Annotated in this window: 15 protein-coding genes; 5 read left to right on the top strand and 10 right to left on the bottom strand. The window is 61.4% G+C overall.

Annotated features, from left to right (window positions below):
- Positions 1 to 382: 382 nt before the first annotated feature.
- Positions 383 to 1282, bottom strand: coding sequence for a LysR family transcriptional regulator (locus tag K6T12_RS17820; RefSeq protein ID WP_222224231.1), 900 nt, complete (start codon positions 1280 to 1282; stop codon positions 383 to 385).
- A gap of 170 nt (positions 1283 to 1452) precedes the next feature.
- Here K6T12_RS17820 and hppD point away from each other — a divergent pair, with 170 nt between their 5' ends.
- Positions 1453 to 2487, top strand: a complete 1035-nt coding sequence (hppD, locus tag K6T12_RS17825) for a 4-hydroxyphenylpyruvate dioxygenase (protein ID WP_222224232.1) — start codon at positions 1453 to 1455, stop codon at positions 2485 to 2487.
- 196 nt (positions 2488 to 2683) lie between these two features.
- On the opposite strand, the gene K6T12_RS17830 is transcribed toward hppD, so the two are convergent.
- Both K6T12_RS17830 and K6T12_RS17835 read right to left on the bottom strand, forming a co-directional pair.
- The gene (locus K6T12_RS17830; RefSeq protein WP_222224233.1) at positions 2684 to 3382 is read right to left on the bottom strand and encodes a response regulator; all 699 of its coding nucleotides are present in this window, start codon (positions 3380 to 3382) and stop codon (positions 2684 to 2686) included.
- Entirely contained in the window at positions 3382 to 5022 is a 1641-nt protein-coding gene (locus K6T12_RS17835; RefSeq protein ID WP_222224234.1) for an ATP-binding protein, read from the bottom strand. Before K6T12_RS17835 ends, K6T12_RS17830 begins: the two co-directional genes overlap by 1 nt.
- 196 nt (positions 5023 to 5218) lie before the next feature.
- Between K6T12_RS17835 and K6T12_RS17840 the strand changes: the two genes are divergently transcribed.
- The 3 genes from K6T12_RS17840 (at position 5219) to K6T12_RS17850 (ending at position 8374) form a co-directional block, all read left to right on the top strand.
- Entirely contained in the window at positions 5219 to 6208 is a 990-nt protein-coding gene (locus K6T12_RS17840; RefSeq protein WP_222224235.1) for a tripartite tricarboxylate transporter substrate binding protein, read from the top strand.
- A 123-nt stretch (positions 6209 to 6331) separates the two neighbouring features.
- Positions 6332 to 6814: a tripartite tricarboxylate transporter TctB family protein gene (locus tag K6T12_RS17845; RefSeq protein WP_222224236.1), complete on the top strand. Its 483-nt coding sequence runs from the start codon at positions 6332 to 6334 to the stop codon at positions 6812 to 6814.
- A gap of 3 nt (positions 6815 to 6817) precedes the next feature.
- Positions 6818 to 8374, top strand: a complete 1557-nt coding sequence (locus K6T12_RS17850; protein WP_222224237.1) for a tripartite tricarboxylate transporter permease — start codon at positions 6818 to 6820, stop codon at positions 8372 to 8374.
- Positions 8375 to 8532: 158 nt separating this feature from the next.
- Here the strand turns inward: K6T12_RS17850 and K6T12_RS17855 are convergent, their stop codons facing one another.
- Both K6T12_RS17855 and K6T12_RS17860 read right to left on the bottom strand, forming a co-directional pair.
- Positions 8533 to 9330 carry a DUF1338 domain-containing protein gene (locus K6T12_RS17855; RefSeq protein WP_222224238.1) on the bottom strand — a complete coding sequence of 266 codons (798 nt, stop codon included), beginning with the start codon at positions 9328 to 9330 and terminating at the stop codon, positions 8533 to 8535.
- Positions 9331 to 9413: 83 nt separating this feature from the next.
- Complete coding sequence (locus tag K6T12_RS17860; RefSeq protein ID WP_222224239.1) at positions 9414 to 10355, bottom strand: LysR substrate-binding domain-containing protein; 942 nt, start codon at positions 10353 to 10355, stop codon at positions 9414 to 9416.
- A gap of 317 nt (positions 10356 to 10672) precedes the next feature.
- Here K6T12_RS17860 and K6T12_RS17865 point away from each other — a divergent pair, with 317 nt between their 5' ends.
- Complete coding sequence (locus tag K6T12_RS17865) at positions 10673 to 11104, top strand: REP-associated tyrosine transposase (protein WP_222224240.1); 432 nt, start codon at positions 10673 to 10675, stop codon at positions 11102 to 11104.
- Between the two features lie 288 nt (positions 11105 to 11392).
- Here the strand turns inward: K6T12_RS17865 and speB are convergent, their stop codons facing one another.
- The 5 genes from speB to K6T12_RS17890 all read right to left on the bottom strand — a co-directional run bounded on the left by speB (position 11393) and on the right by K6T12_RS17890 (position 17406).
- The gene (speB, locus tag K6T12_RS17870; protein ID WP_222224241.1) at positions 11393 to 12352 is read right to left on the bottom strand and encodes an agmatinase; all 960 of its coding nucleotides are present in this window, start codon (positions 12350 to 12352) and stop codon (positions 11393 to 11395) included.
- 16 nt (positions 12353 to 12368) lie between these two features.
- Positions 12369 to 13721 (bottom strand): aminotransferase, encoded by a 1353-nt coding sequence (locus K6T12_RS17875; protein WP_222224242.1) that lies wholly within the window; start codon positions 13719 to 13721, stop codon positions 12369 to 12371.
- Positions 13722 to 13783: 62 nt separating this feature from the next.
- Positions 13784 to 15250 carry an NAD-dependent succinate-semialdehyde dehydrogenase gene (locus tag K6T12_RS17880; RefSeq protein WP_222224243.1) on the bottom strand — a complete coding sequence of 489 codons (1467 nt, stop codon included), beginning with the start codon at positions 15248 to 15250 and terminating at the stop codon, positions 13784 to 13786.
- Between the two features lie 362 nt (positions 15251 to 15612).
- Positions 15613 to 16500, bottom strand: coding sequence for a LysR substrate-binding domain-containing protein (locus K6T12_RS17885; protein ID WP_222224244.1), 888 nt, complete (start codon positions 16498 to 16500; stop codon positions 15613 to 15615).
- 183 nt (positions 16501 to 16683) lie between these two features.
- Positions 16684 to 17406: a TorF family putative porin gene (locus K6T12_RS17890; protein ID WP_222224245.1), complete on the bottom strand. Its 723-nt coding sequence runs from the start codon at positions 17404 to 17406 to the stop codon at positions 16684 to 16686.
- Positions 17407 to 17457 lie beyond the last annotated feature (51 nt).

Raw genomic sequence — 17457 nt, forward strand, 5'->3', positions numbered from 1 at the left:
GGGGCCTCATCTACAGGGCAGTCTTTTCGACTTCGCAGCCCGCCTGGCTCACCGGCTCCTTGCGATGGGCGGTAGCTAATCACCCATCAACGAGAGATACAAGCAGCCCGCTCTGCGGGCGACCGATCCATAGCTCCGACGGAACCTCTATTGGTCGCGGATAAATCCCCTCCTACATGGTGGGCACGTTTTGTGTGCCCACGCGGCGTTGGTTCGCCTGCTGTAGATGTTTGCCGCTAATGTGCGGCGAAACCCAAAAAACCGTTAACCGATTTGCTCCACCACCTTATCGCAGCCCGCTCTGCGGGCGATCGTGATTAGAGAATGGGTCGCGGTGAAACCTGCGGGTCGAAGCCCTTCAGACAACAAAAGACGGCGGCGATCAGCTATCGGCGGACTGCTCACCAAAACGGGCCAGCAGCTTGTCGCTGAGCACCTGGCCAGCCCGGCCCAGCGGCAGGTCGAGCCGGCTGACCAGCACCGGGGTATAGCGGTGGCGGGAGCCGCCCTGGTAATCCAGTTCCACCAGACTGCCGTCGGCCAGCTCCCGGGCCACCTGTTCGATCGGCATCCAGCCGTAGCCCAGCCCCATCTCCAGCGCCTCCTTCTTGGCCCGGAAATCACTCAGGTAGAACACCCGCTCACCGCCGAAGGTCTGCCGGCCGCCGTAGGCCTTGCTGTAGCTGGAGTCGTGCACCGTCAGCTCGACATGCTGTTGCAGCGTCGCCAGTTCAATGCCCTGCGCTCTGGCCAGCGGGTGACCGGCCTGCGCCACCAGCACCGTCTCCGCCGGCGCCAGCGCCTGGCTCGAAAGACGGGTATCCGGCCGGTACTCGAGCGCCAGCATCAGGTCGGCCCGGTCCTGCTCGAAACGCTGCTGCACCCCGCCCAGGTATTCGACCCGCAGCTGGATATGGGTCGGAATCTTCAGCTCCACCATCTCCTTCAGTACCGCCAGCAATTCGGCGCTGGGCAACATGCCGTCGACCACCAGCTCCAGCCGTGGCTCCCAGCCTTCAGAGAACTGATCGACCAGGCTGGAGACATACTGGGCCTGGTTCAATAACCGCTGCCCCTCGGCCAGGATCCGCTCGCCGACCGGGGTCAGTTCGGCCCGGTAGGCGGAACGGTCAAACAGCGCGGTACCGAGCCGTTGCTCCAGCTTCTGAATCTGGTAGCTAACCGCCGACTGGGTCTTGTTCAGTTTCTCCGCCGCCTTGGCGAAGCCCCCCTCGCTGACCACCGCGGCCAGCACCCGTAAACTTTCCAGATCGACCGACATGGATACCTCATCAAATTATCCGATCAAGTGGATCATAATATTCCGCTTTTTCCTGATCATCAAAGCCACTACCTTTGATCTCACCCAACGGCTGCCAAAGCACCCACTCTTGCACCCTGTACAAACAGGGGCGGCAGCAAACCACCGATAACAAGAATCAGGAGCGAATCATGAGCAACAATCCGCTTGGCCTGCGTGGCATCGAATTCACCGAGTTTGCCAGCCCGAATACGGATTTCATGCATGATGTGTTCACTGCGTTCGGCTTCTCCAAACTGAAGCGTCACGCCGACAAGGACATCACCTACTACAACCAGAACGATATCCACTTCCTGCTCAACAACGAGCGCGAAGGGTTCTCGGCCGCATTCACCAAATCCCACGGTCCGGCAATCTGCTCCATGGGCTGGCGTGTAGACGATGCCGAAGCGGCCCAGGCGGAAGCGGTCAAGCGTGGCGCCCGCGCGGCTGATCCGGCCGATACCGATCTGCCCTACCCGGCAATCTACGGCATCGGCGACAGCCTGATCTACCTGATCGACACGTTCGGCGACAAGGGCAACATCTACGAGCGCGATTTCGTCGCGCTGGATGACGCCAACATCGTGCCGGACCTCGGTTTCATCGAGATCGACCACCTGACCAACAACGTCTACAAGGGCACCATGGACACCTGGGCGAAGTTCTACAAAGAGGTGTTCGGCTTCGAAGAGGTACGCTACTTCGACATCAAGGGCCAGAAAACCGCCCTGCTGTCCTACGCCCTGCGCTCTCCGGATGGCAGCTTCTGCATCCCGATCAACGAAGGCAAGGACGACAACAACAACCAGATCGACGAATATCTGAACGATTACAACGGTCCGGGCGTACAGCACATCGCCTTCCGCAGCGACGACCTGCTGAGTTCGCTGGACAAGCTGAACCGTGACGTGATCGATACCCTGGATATTCACGACAACTACTACGAGGAAGTCTTCGACCGCGTACCGAACGTGACCGAAGACCCGGCGCGGATCAAGGATCACCAGGTCCTGGTCGACGGTGACGAGAAAGGCTACCTGCTGCAGATCTTCACCAAGAACCTGTTCGGCCCGATCTTCATCGAGCTGATCCAGCGGAAGGAAAACCTTGGCTTCGGTGAAGGCAACTTCCAGGCGCTGTTCGAATCGATCGAACGCGACCAGGAGCGCCGCGGCGTTATCTGATAGCGAATCTTGTCAGGATTCTCAAAAGGCGGTCCCGAAAGGGCCCGCCTTTTTTATTTTTTCTTTCCTTAATATTTGATGCGAACCGGCAAGGAGAAACGGGGAAAGCCTCGCGCAACTCACAACTCACAACTCACAACTCACAACTCACAACTCACAACTCACAGCTTGCGACTTGTAGCTTGTAGCTTGTAGCTTACACCCGACAATAACGCCGCTCCGGTCGTCCGACGCTGCCGTAACTGACCTGGGCGCTGAGTTCGTTGGCGCTGACCAGGTACTCCAGGTAGCGCCGCGCGGTGGTACGGCTGGCGCCGATCTGTTCGCCCACCTGCTCGGCATTGAGCGCCTCCCGCTGGTATTCGAACACCGCCCGCACTTTATCCAGGGTCAGTGCATCGATCCCCTTCGGCAGGCGAGCCGGTTCCAGTTCAACCGCCTCGCTGACGCCCCCCTGGCCACGCGGCAGCAGACCGTCGACATCGCTCTGCGCCAGCGACTCCATCGCCTGAAGCTTGTCCAGGTGAGCGGCATAGTTGTGCAACGCCTCCTGCAGCCGCTCGAACACCAGCGGCTTGAGGATATAGTCGAACACTCCGCCGCGCAGCGCCTCGCGCAGGGTCGAGACCTCCTTGGCGGCGGTAATCAGAATCACATCGGTACTGCTGTTGCCGGCCCGCAGGGTGCGCAGCAGCTCCAGCCCGGTACCGGTCGGAAACTGGATATCCAGCAGCAGCAGCTCCGGCTGCAACACCTCGACCAGATCCTGCGCCTCCGGCAGGCCATGGGCGACGCCGACCAGTTCGAAACCGTCGATACGTTGCAGAAATCGTTGCTGAATCTCGGCGATCTGCGGATCATCCTCGGCGATCACCACGCGAATGGTTCGACTCATCAGGACTCCTGGCTGTGCATGGCCGGGCTCGGCTGTTTCGGAATATAGACGGTAAAGCGGCTGCCGCCCCGGTCACCCGGCTCCAGGGTTATGGTACCACCGAGTCGCGCCAGCAGGCTCTTCACCAGGTGCAGGCCGATGCCGTGGCCCTGCTCCTCCTTGCTGGTGACCCCTTTCTCGAAGATCCGCTGCTGCTCCGCTTCAGGGATACCCGGCCCCTGGTCCTCGATCTCGAAGATCAGGTCGTTGCCCAGGTCGGTCATGCTCAGCATCACTTCGCCGCCAGCACCGGTATGATTCAGCGTGGCTTCCAACGCGTTATCGATCAGGTTGCCGAGGATGCTGACCAGCTGCTCGCGCGGCAGCCGCTCGGGCAGCTCCGCCATCTGGCTCTCTTGATCGATTTTCAGTGTCAGCCCCAGTTCACGGGCCCGGTTGTACTTGCCGAGCAGGCAGCCGGCCAGGATCGGGTCCGGCACCGCCTCCACCAGCAGGTGGATCAGCGCCTGGTGGCCCTGGGTCTCCTGGCCGATCAGCGCCAACGCCTGGTCGGTGGCACCGATCTGGATCAAGCCGGCGATGGTATGCAGCTTGTTGGAATATTCATGCGACTGACTGCGCAGGCTGTCGGCGTACTGCTGGATGCGGGTCAGTTTGCGACTGACCAGGTCCAGCTCATCCTTGCGGCGGAAGCTGGATACCACCCCGGTAATCTCACCCTGCTGACGCAACGGTAATCGGTTGACGATCAGGTTGCGGTCATGCAGCCAGACCTCCTGGTCGAACTGCGGCTCGCCGCTGCGCAATACCTCCAGCATCCGGCTGTCGGGCAACACCTGCTGTACCGGCCGGCCGATCAGCGGCGACCCTTCCGGCAGCCCAAGGGTGTCGATCGCGGCACGGTTGAAGGTGGTGATCTCGCCCCGAGCGTTGATAGCGATAATCCCCTCGCGGATCGATTCCAAGGTAGCGTTGCGCTCCTCGAACAGCCGGCCGATCTGTTCCGGTTCCAGGCCGAAGATCGCCTTCTTGAAATGGCTGGCAAACCAGAGCGCGATCGCCACGCTGAGCAGGAACGCCAGCGCGATCACCAGTATCAGAGTATTGCGGTAACGATCGATCACCGCCTCCACCCGGTCACGCAGATAGCCGACCGACACCAGGCCGATCAGCCGCTCACCGGTGGCATCGAAGATCGGCGCCCGCGCCCGCATCGAGCGGCCCAGGCTGCCCATTGCGGTGTAGGTGTACCCCTTGCCGCCAGGAAACACCAGCTCGATCCCCTCCGCCTCATCCTCCTGCATCGAGAAGCCGATCCGCTCCGGGTTGGGGTGTGACAGCCGAATCGCGTTGGCATCACCGATCACCACGTAGCGGGCTTCGGCCTGCTGGGCCAGGTGCAGGCTCAGCGGTTGCAGGGTCGCGCTGTCGCGCGTCTCCACCGCCTCGACGATCTGCGGAATCGCGGCAATGGTGGTGGCCACATGCAGCGCCCGCTGGCCGATCTGCTCGTCCAGCGCCTGGGTCAGGTAGTTGAGTGCGAACAGACCGATAAAACCGGTCTGCAGCAGGGCCATCAGGCCGAGGATCAGAATCATCCGGCTCTTCAGTTTCAGCCGGCGTAGGGAGATCAAAGCCATGAATTGTTCTTTTACGGCAATGGGTCGCTGGTTCCATAGTAGCCAGAACCCTGCCGAAAGGCCCGCGAACTTTATGAACAAAAAGGTTTTTATGCACTAAAAACCTTTTAAATTCATAAACTTTTCTAAAAAGCCGGCAACCTCTAGCCTGCAGACTGAAGAACAAAATAAAGATAACAACCGCGAGGTATGCCCAATGTCTTTCAAACTGTCTGCAGCTAAAAAATCCACGATTCTGGCCACCGCCCTGGCGGGCTGCCTGAGTGCCGGCGCCTCGTTCAGCGCCATGGCGCTGGATTCCGTTCACTTCCTGATTCCGGGCGGCGCCGGCGGCGGCTGGGACACCACCGCCCGTGGCACCGGTGAAGCGCTGCACAAGTCCGGCCTGGTAGACACCGTCTCCTATGAGAACATGTCCGGTGGCGGCGGCGGCAAGGCGATCGCCCACCTGATCGAGACCGCCGGTCAGAAGCAGGACACCCTGATGGTCAACTCGACGCCGATCGTGATCCGCTCGCTGTCCAAGGTGTTCCCGCAGTCGTTCCGCGATCTGACCCCGGTCGCCGCAACTATCGGTGACTTCGGCGCCTTCGTGGTACGGGACGACTCCAAATACCAGAGCTTCAACGACGTGGTCGCCGATTTCCGTAACAACCCGCGCTCGGTGAAGATCGCCGGCGGCTCGGCACGCGGCAGCATGGACCACCTGGTCGCCGCGATGGCGTTCAAGGCGGCTGGCGGTGATCCGCGCCGGGTCAAGTATGTCGCCTATGATGCCGGCGGCAAGGCGATGGCCGGCCTGCTGTCCGGCGAAGCCACCGTGCTGTCGACCGGTTTCAGTGAAGCGCTGAGCCTGGCCGAAGCGGGCCAGGTACGCATCCTGGCGATGACCGGCGAGCAGCGTTCCGACGCCGCACCGCATGTGCCGACCCTGCGCGAGCTGGGCTACGACGCCGCCTTCGTCAACTGGCGCGGATTCTTTGCCGCACCGGGCATCTCCAATGAGCAGAAAGCCGAGTTCGTCGAGACCCTGCGCAAGATGTACGACACCCCGGAGTGGGAGACCGTACGTGCCCGCAACGGCTGGGCCGAGACCTTCAAGCCGGACGCCAAGTTCGTCGCCTTCCTGGAAGAGCAAGAGCAGTCGGTGGGCGATCTGATGCGTGAGCTGGGCTTCCTGAAGTAATTTCCTCTAGTACGTTTTTGCCCGTGACACTGTAATGGCCGGTGTCGCGGGCCCTTTCTTTCCGCCACGGCCTGGCAATGACGCCGGACCCTGGCTGCGAGACCGAGTTCCGAGGACCTTCCCATGACTATTAGCAAAGATCAGCTGGGCGCGCTGATATTTCTAGTGCTGTCGATCGCCTATGGCTACAACGCCACCCTGATCCCGCTGCTGCCGGGCGACGAGTTCGAGCCGATCAACGCCCAGAGCCTGCCGATCGCACTGGCGACACTCGGCGGTATCTTCTCCTTCCTGCTGCTGGTGGGCAGCACGCTGAGTAGCAAGCGCAGCGACGACAAGCTGGTGCTGCACGGCTACGACTTTGCATTGGTCGGCAAACTGCTGGCGCTGATCGTCGGCTTCGCGCTGGCACTGGAGTGGGTCGGTTTCCTGCTGGCCACGGTGCTGTTCCTGATCGGCGGCTACTGGCTGCTGGGCGAGCGCCGGCCGAAAACGCTGCTGATCGCTTCGCTGCCGTTCGCCGTCGGCATCTGGTTCGTACTGGCCCAGCTGCTGGATATCTACCTGGCGCCGGGCCGCCTGTTTAGCGCACTGTTCGGAGGTTAAGTTATGTTGGACGGAATCATGACCGGGCTGACCACCGCGGTGATGCCCTTTAACCTGCTGATGGTGGTGGTCGGCTGCTTCGCCGGCACCTTTATCGGCATGCTGCCGGGGCTGGGCCCAATCTCCGCCGTGGCACTGATGATCCCGATCACCTACGGTCTGGATCCCTCCTCCGGCATCATCCTGATGGCCGGGGTCTACTACGGCGCGGTCTTCGGCGGCTCCACCTCGTCGATCCTGATCAACGCGCCGGGCTGCGCCAGCACCGTGGTCACCGCCTTCGACGGCTACCCGCTGGCCCAGCAGAAGCAGGCCGGCAAGGCACTGGCGCTGGCCGCCTACTCCTCGTTCACCGGCGGCACCATCGGCGCCATCGTACTGCTGTTCGCCGCGCCGGCACTGGCCTCGGTATCGCTGAGCTTCCAGTCCAGCGACTACTTCGCACTGATGCTGTTGGGGCTGACCGCCGTGGCGGCGTTCTCCGGCAAGGGCCAGGTATTGAAGGCGATGATCATGACCATCTTCGGCCTGATGATCGCCACCGTCGGCACCGACGTGATGTCCGGCGCGCCGCGCTTCACCTTCGGCAGCCTGGATCTGATCGACGGGGTCAGCTTCCTGTTGCTGGCGATGGCCACCTTCGCACTGGCCGAAGTGGTGATGACGGTGCTGAAGGGCCAGCACAAGGAGGAGGAACCGGAGATGGATATGGCCTCGCTGGGCAGCATGAAGCTGAGTAAGGACGAGGTGAAGGAGATCGCCCCGACCGTCGCCCGCTCGTCGGTGTTCGGCTTTATCATCGGCGTGCTGCCGGGTGCCGGCGCCACCATCGCCTCCTTCCTGGCCTACGGCCTGGAGCGCAATCTGGCCTCCGCCAAGGAGAAGCTGAAGTTCGGCAAGGGCGCGCTGCGCGGCCTGGCGGCGCCGGAGTCGGCCAACAACGCCGCCTCCACCGGCTCCTTCGTGCCGCTGCTGACACTGGGTATTCCGGGCTCCGGCACCACCGCCATCATGCTCGGCGCGCTGATCGCCTACGGCATCCAGCCCGGCCCGCGGCTGTTTATCGACAACCCGGACGTGTTCTGGTCGGTGATCATCTCAATGTACTTCGGCAACCTGGTACTGCTGATCCTGAACCTGCCGCTGATCCCGTACATCTCGCGCCTGCTGGTGATCCCGCGGCCGATCCTGATTCCGCTGATCCTGTTCTTCTCGATCACCGGCGTCTACCTGGTCAGCTTCAACACCTTCGATATCCATATGATGGTGATCATCACGGTGCTGGCGATCCTGCTGAAGCTGCTGAACTTCCCGATGGCACCGATGCTGCTGGGCTTCATCCTCGGCGGTATCATGGAGAACAACCTGAGCCGGGCACTAACCCTGTCTGACGGCAGTTTCGCGTTCCTGTGGGAGCGGCCGCTGACACTGGCGATCGTGGTTATCACTCTGCTGGTGCTGCTGGTGCCGTTGATCAGCCCGCTGATCAGCCGCGCCATAGGCAAGCGCAAGACGAGCTATCCGGGACCGGAGGCGGCGGTCACCGAAGGCGAGGGTTAACAAAGCCAGTCGCTTAAAACGAAAAAGCCGGTCAGTAATCACTGACCGGCTTTCTTTTTTCAGCATCTTTTCAGTACTGAGAGCCTGTAGGAGGCGCGCGCCGCGGCGACGCTACTCCGCAACCGGCGCGGAATCCGGTCGCGGTTATAAAAAGAAAATCAGGCGGCGTTGGTGGATTCGAAGATCTTGTCGGCGTTGGCTTCGATAAAGCCCTGGTAGACCACGCCCTCGGCATCCGGGTAACGCTTGGCGAACTCGTAGAAGCAGGTCGGGATCTCGTGGCTTTCACCACCGGCAAAGGTGTAGCTCTGACGGTCGGCCATGGTGGAACCCTGCTCCAGCAGAGCTTCCGGGGTGCCCTTCACTTCGCCACCGACTTGGTTGACCGCGTAGCCGGCATCTTTCACCCGCTGCAGCACGTCGCGGATGCAGTCGGTGCTGGTCAGGTGGTTGACGCTGACGGTGAAGTGGTTGACGCGAACGCCGATCGCCAGCAGCCAGGCGCCGTATTCGCTCTCTTCCATTACCTGGTGGTACTCCTCCCAGCTCGGCATATCCCAGTGACGGGCGGACCAGAACACCGAGTGGTCCAGCGGTTTGGCTTCGATCTGGGCGCAGTACTTGGCGATGATCGCCTGCACCGGCTCGCTCAACTGGTCGGTCAGCAGCTCGGAGATGAACACCTTGGGTACGTTCGGGTTCGGGTGGATGAAGCTGTGGGCGCGCAGTTTCTTGGCCTTGAACTCGTAGCTGTCCTGGCGCTCATAACCCATCATCAGGATCAGCGGCTCCAGGTTGTCCAACTGCAATGGCGTGTTGGCGAAGGTACGAAAGGCAACGTGGTCATTGATCACCACGCCATCGGTGGCGGCAAACAGCTGCTTGACCTGCTCGGCCTGCGGGGTGATGTCGATGTAGTCCTGCCACAGGCGGTCGAAAAATTGCTCTGCGTTCATTTCAGCTCCGGCACAAGGATGATTGTTGTTATGCGCGCAGTGTCGCGGTTCGCTGCCCGCCGAGCAAACAATAAAACTTACCGTCAAGCCTCAGATAAATTTACCCTGGTAGCGCGCGGATGCTGTCGCAGCCAGCCACCCATCCAGTCGAGGAACTCACCGATCAGCGGTTCCCGTTCGGCACCGTCGCGCACCACCAGCCAATAGCCCGGCATCAGTACCGGATTCAGGCTGCTGATTGGCTGATCTCCGAGCGGCGCGACCAGACGCCCCTCGCGGCAGGCCTGGCGCGCCTCGTCAACCGAGATCAACGCCACACCAAGCCCCTTGACCGCCGCCTCCACCAGCCCGGCATGGCTGTCCAGCGGCAGCACTTGGCGCTCGACCAGCGCATCGACGCCTAGGGTGTTGAGCAGCTGCCGCCATAGCTCGACCGACAGCTCGGTGCAGAGCAGCCGATGGCCGGTCAGGTGTTCCGGCTTACTGAGCGGCTTGCCCCCCTGCAACAGCGACGGTGCGCAGACCAGCAGCTTGTCGTCGGTCAGCAATAGCTGCTTACGGCTGAACGGCCACTGGCCGAAGCCCCACTGGATCGCCAGATCGAGACGCTGCTGCTGAAAATCGGGAAAGCGCACCGAGGTGCTGACCAGCAGATCCACATCGGGATGGGTTTGCTCGAATGCACCGATCTCAGGCAACAGGCAGTTGACCGCGAACCAGGGCGAGGCGCTGATCCGCAATTGACGCCGCTGCTGGCGTTGCTGCACGTCGTGGATACCGCGCTCGATCAGCCCGATACCGCGCTCGACATAGTCCAGCAACTGCTCGCCGGCAGCGCTCAGCGCGATCCCGGCCGGCTTGCGCTCGAACAGCGCGAAGCCGAGCTGCTCCTCCAGCGCCTTGATCTGCAGGCTGACCGCCTGCGGGGTGACATAGAGTTGATCGGCGGCATGCTTAAAGCTGCCGTGGCGGGCGGCCACCGCAAAGGTATGCAGGCTGCGCAGCGGAGGGGTACGGGCGGACACGTATGGAGTTCTCGAAATTTGATTCAGACCGAAGGAGGTATTTTAACAGGCAAGACCATGCCATTCCCGCACATAACAACACCGTCCCTTAGTCTTGCGGATTGGAAGCCCTACGGGCTTCTGGTCGGCTGAAGCCAACCCTACAGCACCTGCCGACCAGCCAAGTACTACCTGTAGGGCGTACTCGGTGTGCCCTTTGGGTATCAGTGCGCCAAAGCTGCCAGCAGCAGCTTTATACCTCGACATCTCGGTGTACTCCGCAACCTACAGCTACACTCAAAGTCTTGCCACATCAACCAGAACTCGGAGCGACAAGGATGTCCTACGATAATCTGCTGCCCGGCCACGCCTATTGTATTACCACGGTCACCGCCGGCCGGCTGCCGTTATTCAACAGTCTGACCGCAGCTCGGCTGGTCATCGGCGAGATGCGCCGGTTACATGATGCCGGTGCCCTGAACTCCATCGCCTGGGTGCTGATGCCCGATCACCTGCACTGGTTGATTCAGTTGGGCGAAGAAGAGTCCTTAGGGGCGGTCATGCAACATTTCAAAGGTCGCAGCAGCCGGATGTTGAATAACGCATTGAACAGCCAGGGCAGCCGCTGGCAACGGGCCTATTATGATCGCGCACTGCGCAAGGAGGAGGATCTTCGCCAGTTGGCCCGTTATATGGTGGCCAATCCGTTACGGGCGCGATTGGTGGAGCAAATTGGCGAGTATCCCCATTGGGATGCGGTTTGGTTGTAGAGCGCGGTCAGTTCGACAAGGTAAGTGGTTTGAAAGCCCTACGGGCTTTTAGTTGGCTGAACCTGCCCGGCCGGAGCCAACCCTACACAATCTGGCCGAAGCCTCAAATTGTAGGGCGTACTCGGCGTGCCCTTTGGGTATTAGTGCGCCACAGCTGCCGAAGGCAGCTTTATACCACCAATGTACCGAAGCCCACCGATACAGAGTTTACCCTAAGGGACCGACGCGGTATGAAAGAAAAAGAAAAGCCGGCACTGATAGCGCCGGCTTTAAAGAAGTGATTAAAAATCAACGGGTCTGGTAGTTGACACCCGGCAGCACGCAGAGCATCTCGTACAGCAGGTTGGCCGCCACCAGCGAGGTGTTGCCGGAGGTGTCGTACGGCGGGGAGACCTCGACCAGGTCGCCGCCGACGATATCCAGCCCCTTGCAGCCGCGGATGATCTCGATCCCCTGCATCACCGTCAGGCCACCGACCTCGGCGGTGCCGGTACCGGGCGCGAAGGCCGGGTCCAGGCCGTCGATATCGAAGCTGATATGCACCGGGCCGCCACCGACTTTCTCGCGCACCTCTGCCATCAACGGTGCCAGCGACTTGTGCCAGCACTCCTCGGCGGTGACCACGCGGAAGCCCCGGTCGCGCGACCAGTCGTACTCGTCGATCGAGTAGCCGGTGCCGCGCAGGCCGATCTGCACCACCCGGTCGCAATCCAGCAGCCCCTCTTCCACGGCGCGGCGGAACGGGGTGCCGTGGGCGATCTTCTCGCCGAACATGTGGTCGTTGATATCGGCGTGGGCGTCGATATGGATCAGCCCCACCGGGCCGTGCTTCTTCTTCAGCGCCCGTAGAATCGGCAGCGCGATGGTGTGATCGCCGCCGATTGTCAGCGGTGCAACGCCATGCTCCATCACCTGGTCGTAGTACTCCTCGATGATGCGGATACTGTCCTGCAGGTTGAAGGTATTGATCGGCACGTCACCGATGTCGGCCACCGTCAGGCTGTTGAACGGATCAGCACCGGTGGAGACGTTGAACGGCCGCAGCATGCGCGATTCGTCACGAATCTGGCGCGGCGCCAACCGGGCGCCGGGCCGGTTGGAGGTGCCGATATCGAACGGCACGCCGATGAAGGCGGCGTCCAGTTCATCGGACAGCTCCACCGCCGGCAGCCGCATGAAGGTCGCCGGACCACCGAAGCGCGGCATCTCGTTGCCGCCAAGCGGCTGATAGAATTTCTTGTCGGACATCTCGCTACTCCTCCGTTCAGGCAACCAGCAGGTTCTGCTTGGTGACGAACGCCAGGGTCTCATCCAGTGCCTTGGCAAACTTGCTGATCAGCTCATCAACCTGCTCCACGGTGATGATCAGCGGCGGGCAGAAGGCGATGCTGGAACCGGCCACCGCACGGACGATCAGGCCATTGTCCTGGCACGCCTGCTGGGCGAAGGCACCGACGACACCGCCTGCGAACGGCTGGCCGGTCGCCTTGTTGGCGACCATCTCGACCGCACCGATCAGACCGCTGCCGCGCACTTCGCCGACCAGCGGGTGGTTTTCGAATTCGCGCAGGCGGGCCTGCAGGTACTCGCCGACCCGGGCGGCATGCTCGAAGATCTTGTCGCGCTGGTAGATCTCCAGGGTTTTCAGCGCCACCGCGCAGGCCACCGGGTGACCGGAGTAGGTGTAACCGTGGCCGAATACACCGACCTGGGCGCTCGGTTCGATCATCGCCTGGTACATATCCCCCTGAATCACCGACGCGCTGATCGGCATGTAGGCGGAGGACAGCTGCTTGGCCAGGGTCATCATCGCCGGCTTGTCGATGCCCACGGTGGTGGAGCCGAAGTCGTTGCCGGTACGGCCGAAACCGCAGATCACCTCGTCGGCCCAGAACAGGATGTCGTACTTGGCCAGGATCGCCTGTACCTTCTCATAGTAGCCGGCCGGCGGCACGATCACGCCGCTGGCGCCGGTGATCGGTTCGGCGATGAAGGCAGCGATGGTTTCCGGCCCCTCGCGCAGGATCAGCTGCTCCAGGTTGTTGGTGATGCGGTCGACGAACTGCGCTTCGCTCTCGCCCGGCAGCGCGCCACGGTAGTAGTGCGGTGCGTCGGTGCGCAGGATGCCCAGCGCTTCGAACGGCAGATCGAAGTGGGTGTGGTTCGGCGTCAGGCCGGTCAGCGACGCGGAGGCCACGGTAACGCCGTGATACGCGCGCTCACGGGCGATGATCTTACGTTTTTCCGGCTTACCGATCGCGTTGAAGTAGTAGCGCAGCAGCTTGACGTGGGTGTCGTTGGCGTCGCTGCCGGAGCTGCCGAAGAACACCTTGGCGTCCGGGGTCGGCACCATCTCGGCCAGCTTGTCGGCCAGTTCGATACCCACCTGGTGGGTCTTGCCGCCGAACATGTGCGAGTAGGTCAGCTTGCTCATCTGCTCGCGGGTGGTCTCGATCAGCTCCTGATTGCCGTAGCCCAGCGAGGTGCACCACAGGCCGGCCAAGCCTTCCATATACTGCTTGCCGTTGCTGTCGTAAACGTAAACGCCTTCGCCCCGGTCGATGGTGAGCTGCTCGGTGGCGGTCAGATTAGTGGTCGGATAGATGATTGCGCTCATGCTCAATGTCCTCATTGCCGCCGCGCTCGTCGGCGCGGCGGTCGGTTGTAGTGGCAACGGGCTCAGCCGTTCAGGCCGCCCATGCAGATGTATTTGGTTTCCAGGTAGTCATCCAGGCCGTACTTGGAGCCTTCGCGGCCCTGGCCGGATTCCTTGACACCACCGAACGGGATCACCTCGGAGGTGATGGCGGTTTCGTTAACGCCCACCATGCCGTACTCGATCCCCTCCGATACGCGCCAGACGCGGCCGATATCGCGGGTGTAGATGTAGGACGCCAAGCCGAACTCGGTGTCGTTGGCCATGGCGATCGCTTCAGCTTCGCTGCTGAACTTGAAGATCGGTGCCACCGGGCCGAAGATCTCCTCGCGCGCCACCCGCATCTCGTCGGTGACGTTGGCCAATACGGTCGGCTGGTAGAAGCAGTCGCCCTGCTCGCCACGCTGACCACCGGTGGTGGCGGTGGCGCCCTTGGCGAGTGCATCTTCGACCAGCGCGCTGACATCGTTGACCGCCTTGGCGGTGATCAGCGGACCGTGGGTACTGTCGGCATCCATCCCGTTGCCAACCTTGAAGCCGTTGACCGCCGCCGTGAATTTCTCAACGAAGGCATCGTAGACGCTGTCCTGCACCAGGATGCGGTTGGCGCAGATGCAGGTCTGGCCGGAGTTGCGGTACTTGGAGCCGATCGCGCCGGCCACCGCCTGGTCCAGATCGGCATCGTCAAACACCAGTACCGGCGCGTTGCCGCCCAGTTCCATCGAGGTGCGCTTGACCGTCTCGGCGCACTGCTTCATCAGCACTTTGCCAACCGGGGTGGAACCGGTGAAGGTCAGCTTCTTGACGATCGGGTTGCTGCTCAGCTCGCCGCCGACTTCGCGGGCATCTTTACTGGGCAATACGTTGAACAGTCCGGCCGGCAGGCCGGCACGCTCGGCCAGTTCGGCCAGTGCCAGCGCTGACAGCGGGGTTTCCGCCGCCGGTTTCAGCACGATGGCACAGCCCACCGCCAGCGCCGGGCCGGCCTTGCGGGTGATCATCGCGTTCGGGAAGTTCCAGGGGGTGATCGCCGCGACCACGCCGACCGGCTGCTTGATGACCACGGCGCGGCGGTCGGTCTGCGGGGTCGGAATCACGTCGCCGTAAACCCGCTTGGCCTCTTCGGCGAACCACTCGATAAAGGAGGCACCATAGGCCACTTCACCACGCGATTCGGCCAGTACCTTGCCCTGCTCGGCGGTCATCAGCACCGCCAGGTCCTCCTGGTTCGCCAGGATCAGCTCATACCAGCGGCGCAGGATCGCAGAGCGGGCCTTGGCACTGCTGGCCTTCCAGGCCTGCATCGCCTGCTCGGCCGCCTCGATGGCGCGGCGGGTTTCGGCGGCACCGACGCTGGCCACCTCGGCCAGCTGCTCACCGGTGGCCGGGTTGCTGACGGCGAAGGTTTCACCGTTGTCACCGGCCAGCCATTGGCCGTTGATGTAAGCCTGGGTCTTCAGCAGGCTGGAATCTTTCAACTGAATCGACATGTTCTGTTCACCTCCAGAGATAAGGGCGCTCCGGCCTGTCGGCATCGCGGAACGGTCAGTGGCTCTGTTATAGGCCCCCTTTGTTTTTGTTAATATCATTGGTTAAAGAAGATCACATTTGCATTTACAAATATTATCCCGCGCATCCTCATCCCATACCGTGATTCCCTGTGGGAGGGGTTCCGGCCGGGTAGCTCCGGGGGGCAGGTTTGGCTTCACCCTGATCCGCACCCGATACCTAAAATTCATGCCATATCCGGTCGTTTGGATTTTTAAGGCAACAACTATCCCTGGCGACAGAACAAAGATCCGACACCATTAAAATTTAAAAACCATTACGATTTTCTAAAATATAAACAAATCTAAACAGCTAGTTGTTTCGCCAACCAAGCAGGAACATCTGTCATACTCTCATTCACCGCACGAGATTTATCGCTCACCAGATAGTAATACTGCATCCGCTCCTTACAGCCTTTTATATTAAGACGAACCAGGTTTTCCTTTTTCAATTCCTGGCCGGCAGTCAGTTCATCCACCAGCACAACGCCCTGGCCGGCCAGGGCCGCATCTAGCGCCATCGACGATTGGTTGAAATAGGTTTCCCGGCAACCGGCCAGCTCGATACCATTGACCCGGAACCAGTCGCGCCAGGCGTCACCCCGATCGCCATGCAGCAGCCGCAGGTTGAGCAGCTGCTGCGGGCCCTGTAGCGGTTCCAACCGGGCGACCAGATCGGGCCGACAGGCCGGAAACACCGAATTGCGGTACAACAGCTGGCTACGAAAACGGACGCTATCCGGCTCCGGTAGCTGCAGGCAGATCGCCGCATCGACCTCGGCCAGCGCCGCCGATGTCGGCTGGTCGCACAGCTGCAGCCGAAGCTCTATATCCGGACAGGCATCATGCAGTTGCTCCAGCCGACCGCTCAGCCAGCGATGAGCCAATGCCGACGGCAGCAATAGGGTGAATGGCCGTGGCGCATCGGGACGGCCGATCTGCGCAGGTATATTGGCAATCAGCGCAAACGCCTGCTGGATGGTGGGTCGCAGGCTGCGACCACAGTCAGTCAACCTCATCTCGCGCCCCTCGCGCTGGAACAGCTTAACCCCCAGATACTCTTCCAATACCCGCACCTGATGGCTGATGGCACTGTCCGACACCGACAGCTCCTCGGCGGCCTTGGCAAAATGCTGATGACGTGCCGCCGCCTCGAAGGCGCGCAGGGGGTTCAACGGGGGTATACGACGCATATTGGATCGCTCTCCAGGGGCTTTCTGCCTCTTTTTTGAACAGGCTAGAGGGAGAGCGAGCGTTGCTGAATACCCTGATCAGGGTAGCCGGCGGGGATGTCGCAGCCGCCGGGCTGGCAGCTGCGGAATCGAAGAGTATGTCGCGGTGCAGGGCCCGACCGCCGAAAGGCCGGGCCTGGAGGATCAGAGCGCCTTGGAGAGGGTCAGCACCACGGCATCCTGGTTGGCCAGGTGGTCGCTGTCGATGGCGAAATCACCGGACAGGTCGGTATCCATGTAGGCCAGTTCGAAATCGATTCCGGCCCAGGACTTGCTCAGGCTGATCGAGTAATCGGCATACTCTTCCAGGCCCAGCATATCCGGGTCGTCGAACACGTCGCCGAAGGAGTAACCGGCATGGAATTTCAGGCCGAACTCCTGCGGCAGTTCCAGGCTGTAGTTCGCTTCGGCATACTGGTAAGCCTCACCCAGCTGCAGGTAGTCGTCGGCGTAGGCATAACCGAGGCGTACCGGGCCCCAGTCCAGCCCAACGGCGATCTCGTTGTAATCCTGATCGATGTCGTCACCCGGATACAGGTAGCGGTACAGGGTGATGTCATAGCTGATCTGGTCGTTGATCGCACCCGCGTAACCGGCATAGATATCCAGCTCGGCGGAAGCGCCGTCATCCAGGGCGTCGCCGGTCGGATAGAAATCGACGTTGCTGCCCCAGGCGCCGGCAAAGAAACCGGCATCATTGAACCAGTCCAGGCCGCCCTGCAGCGCAAAATCTTCCGCGGACTGGGAGACACCCCGGAAGCGGTAGTCGCTGGTCAACGCAACATTGCCGCTGACATCGGCGGCTACAAAGGAGGAGGACAACGCCAGGCCAGTCGCCAGTACCGCCGGGACCATCTTTTTGATCATGAAGTTTTACCTTTTATTATATTTCTGGTTAACGCAGTTACGTATGTTTTG

Source organism: Marinobacterium arenosum (assembly GCF_019795155.1).
Classification (GTDB): domain Bacteria; phylum Pseudomonadota; class Gammaproteobacteria; order Pseudomonadales; family Balneatricaceae; genus Marinobacterium_C; species Marinobacterium_C arenosum.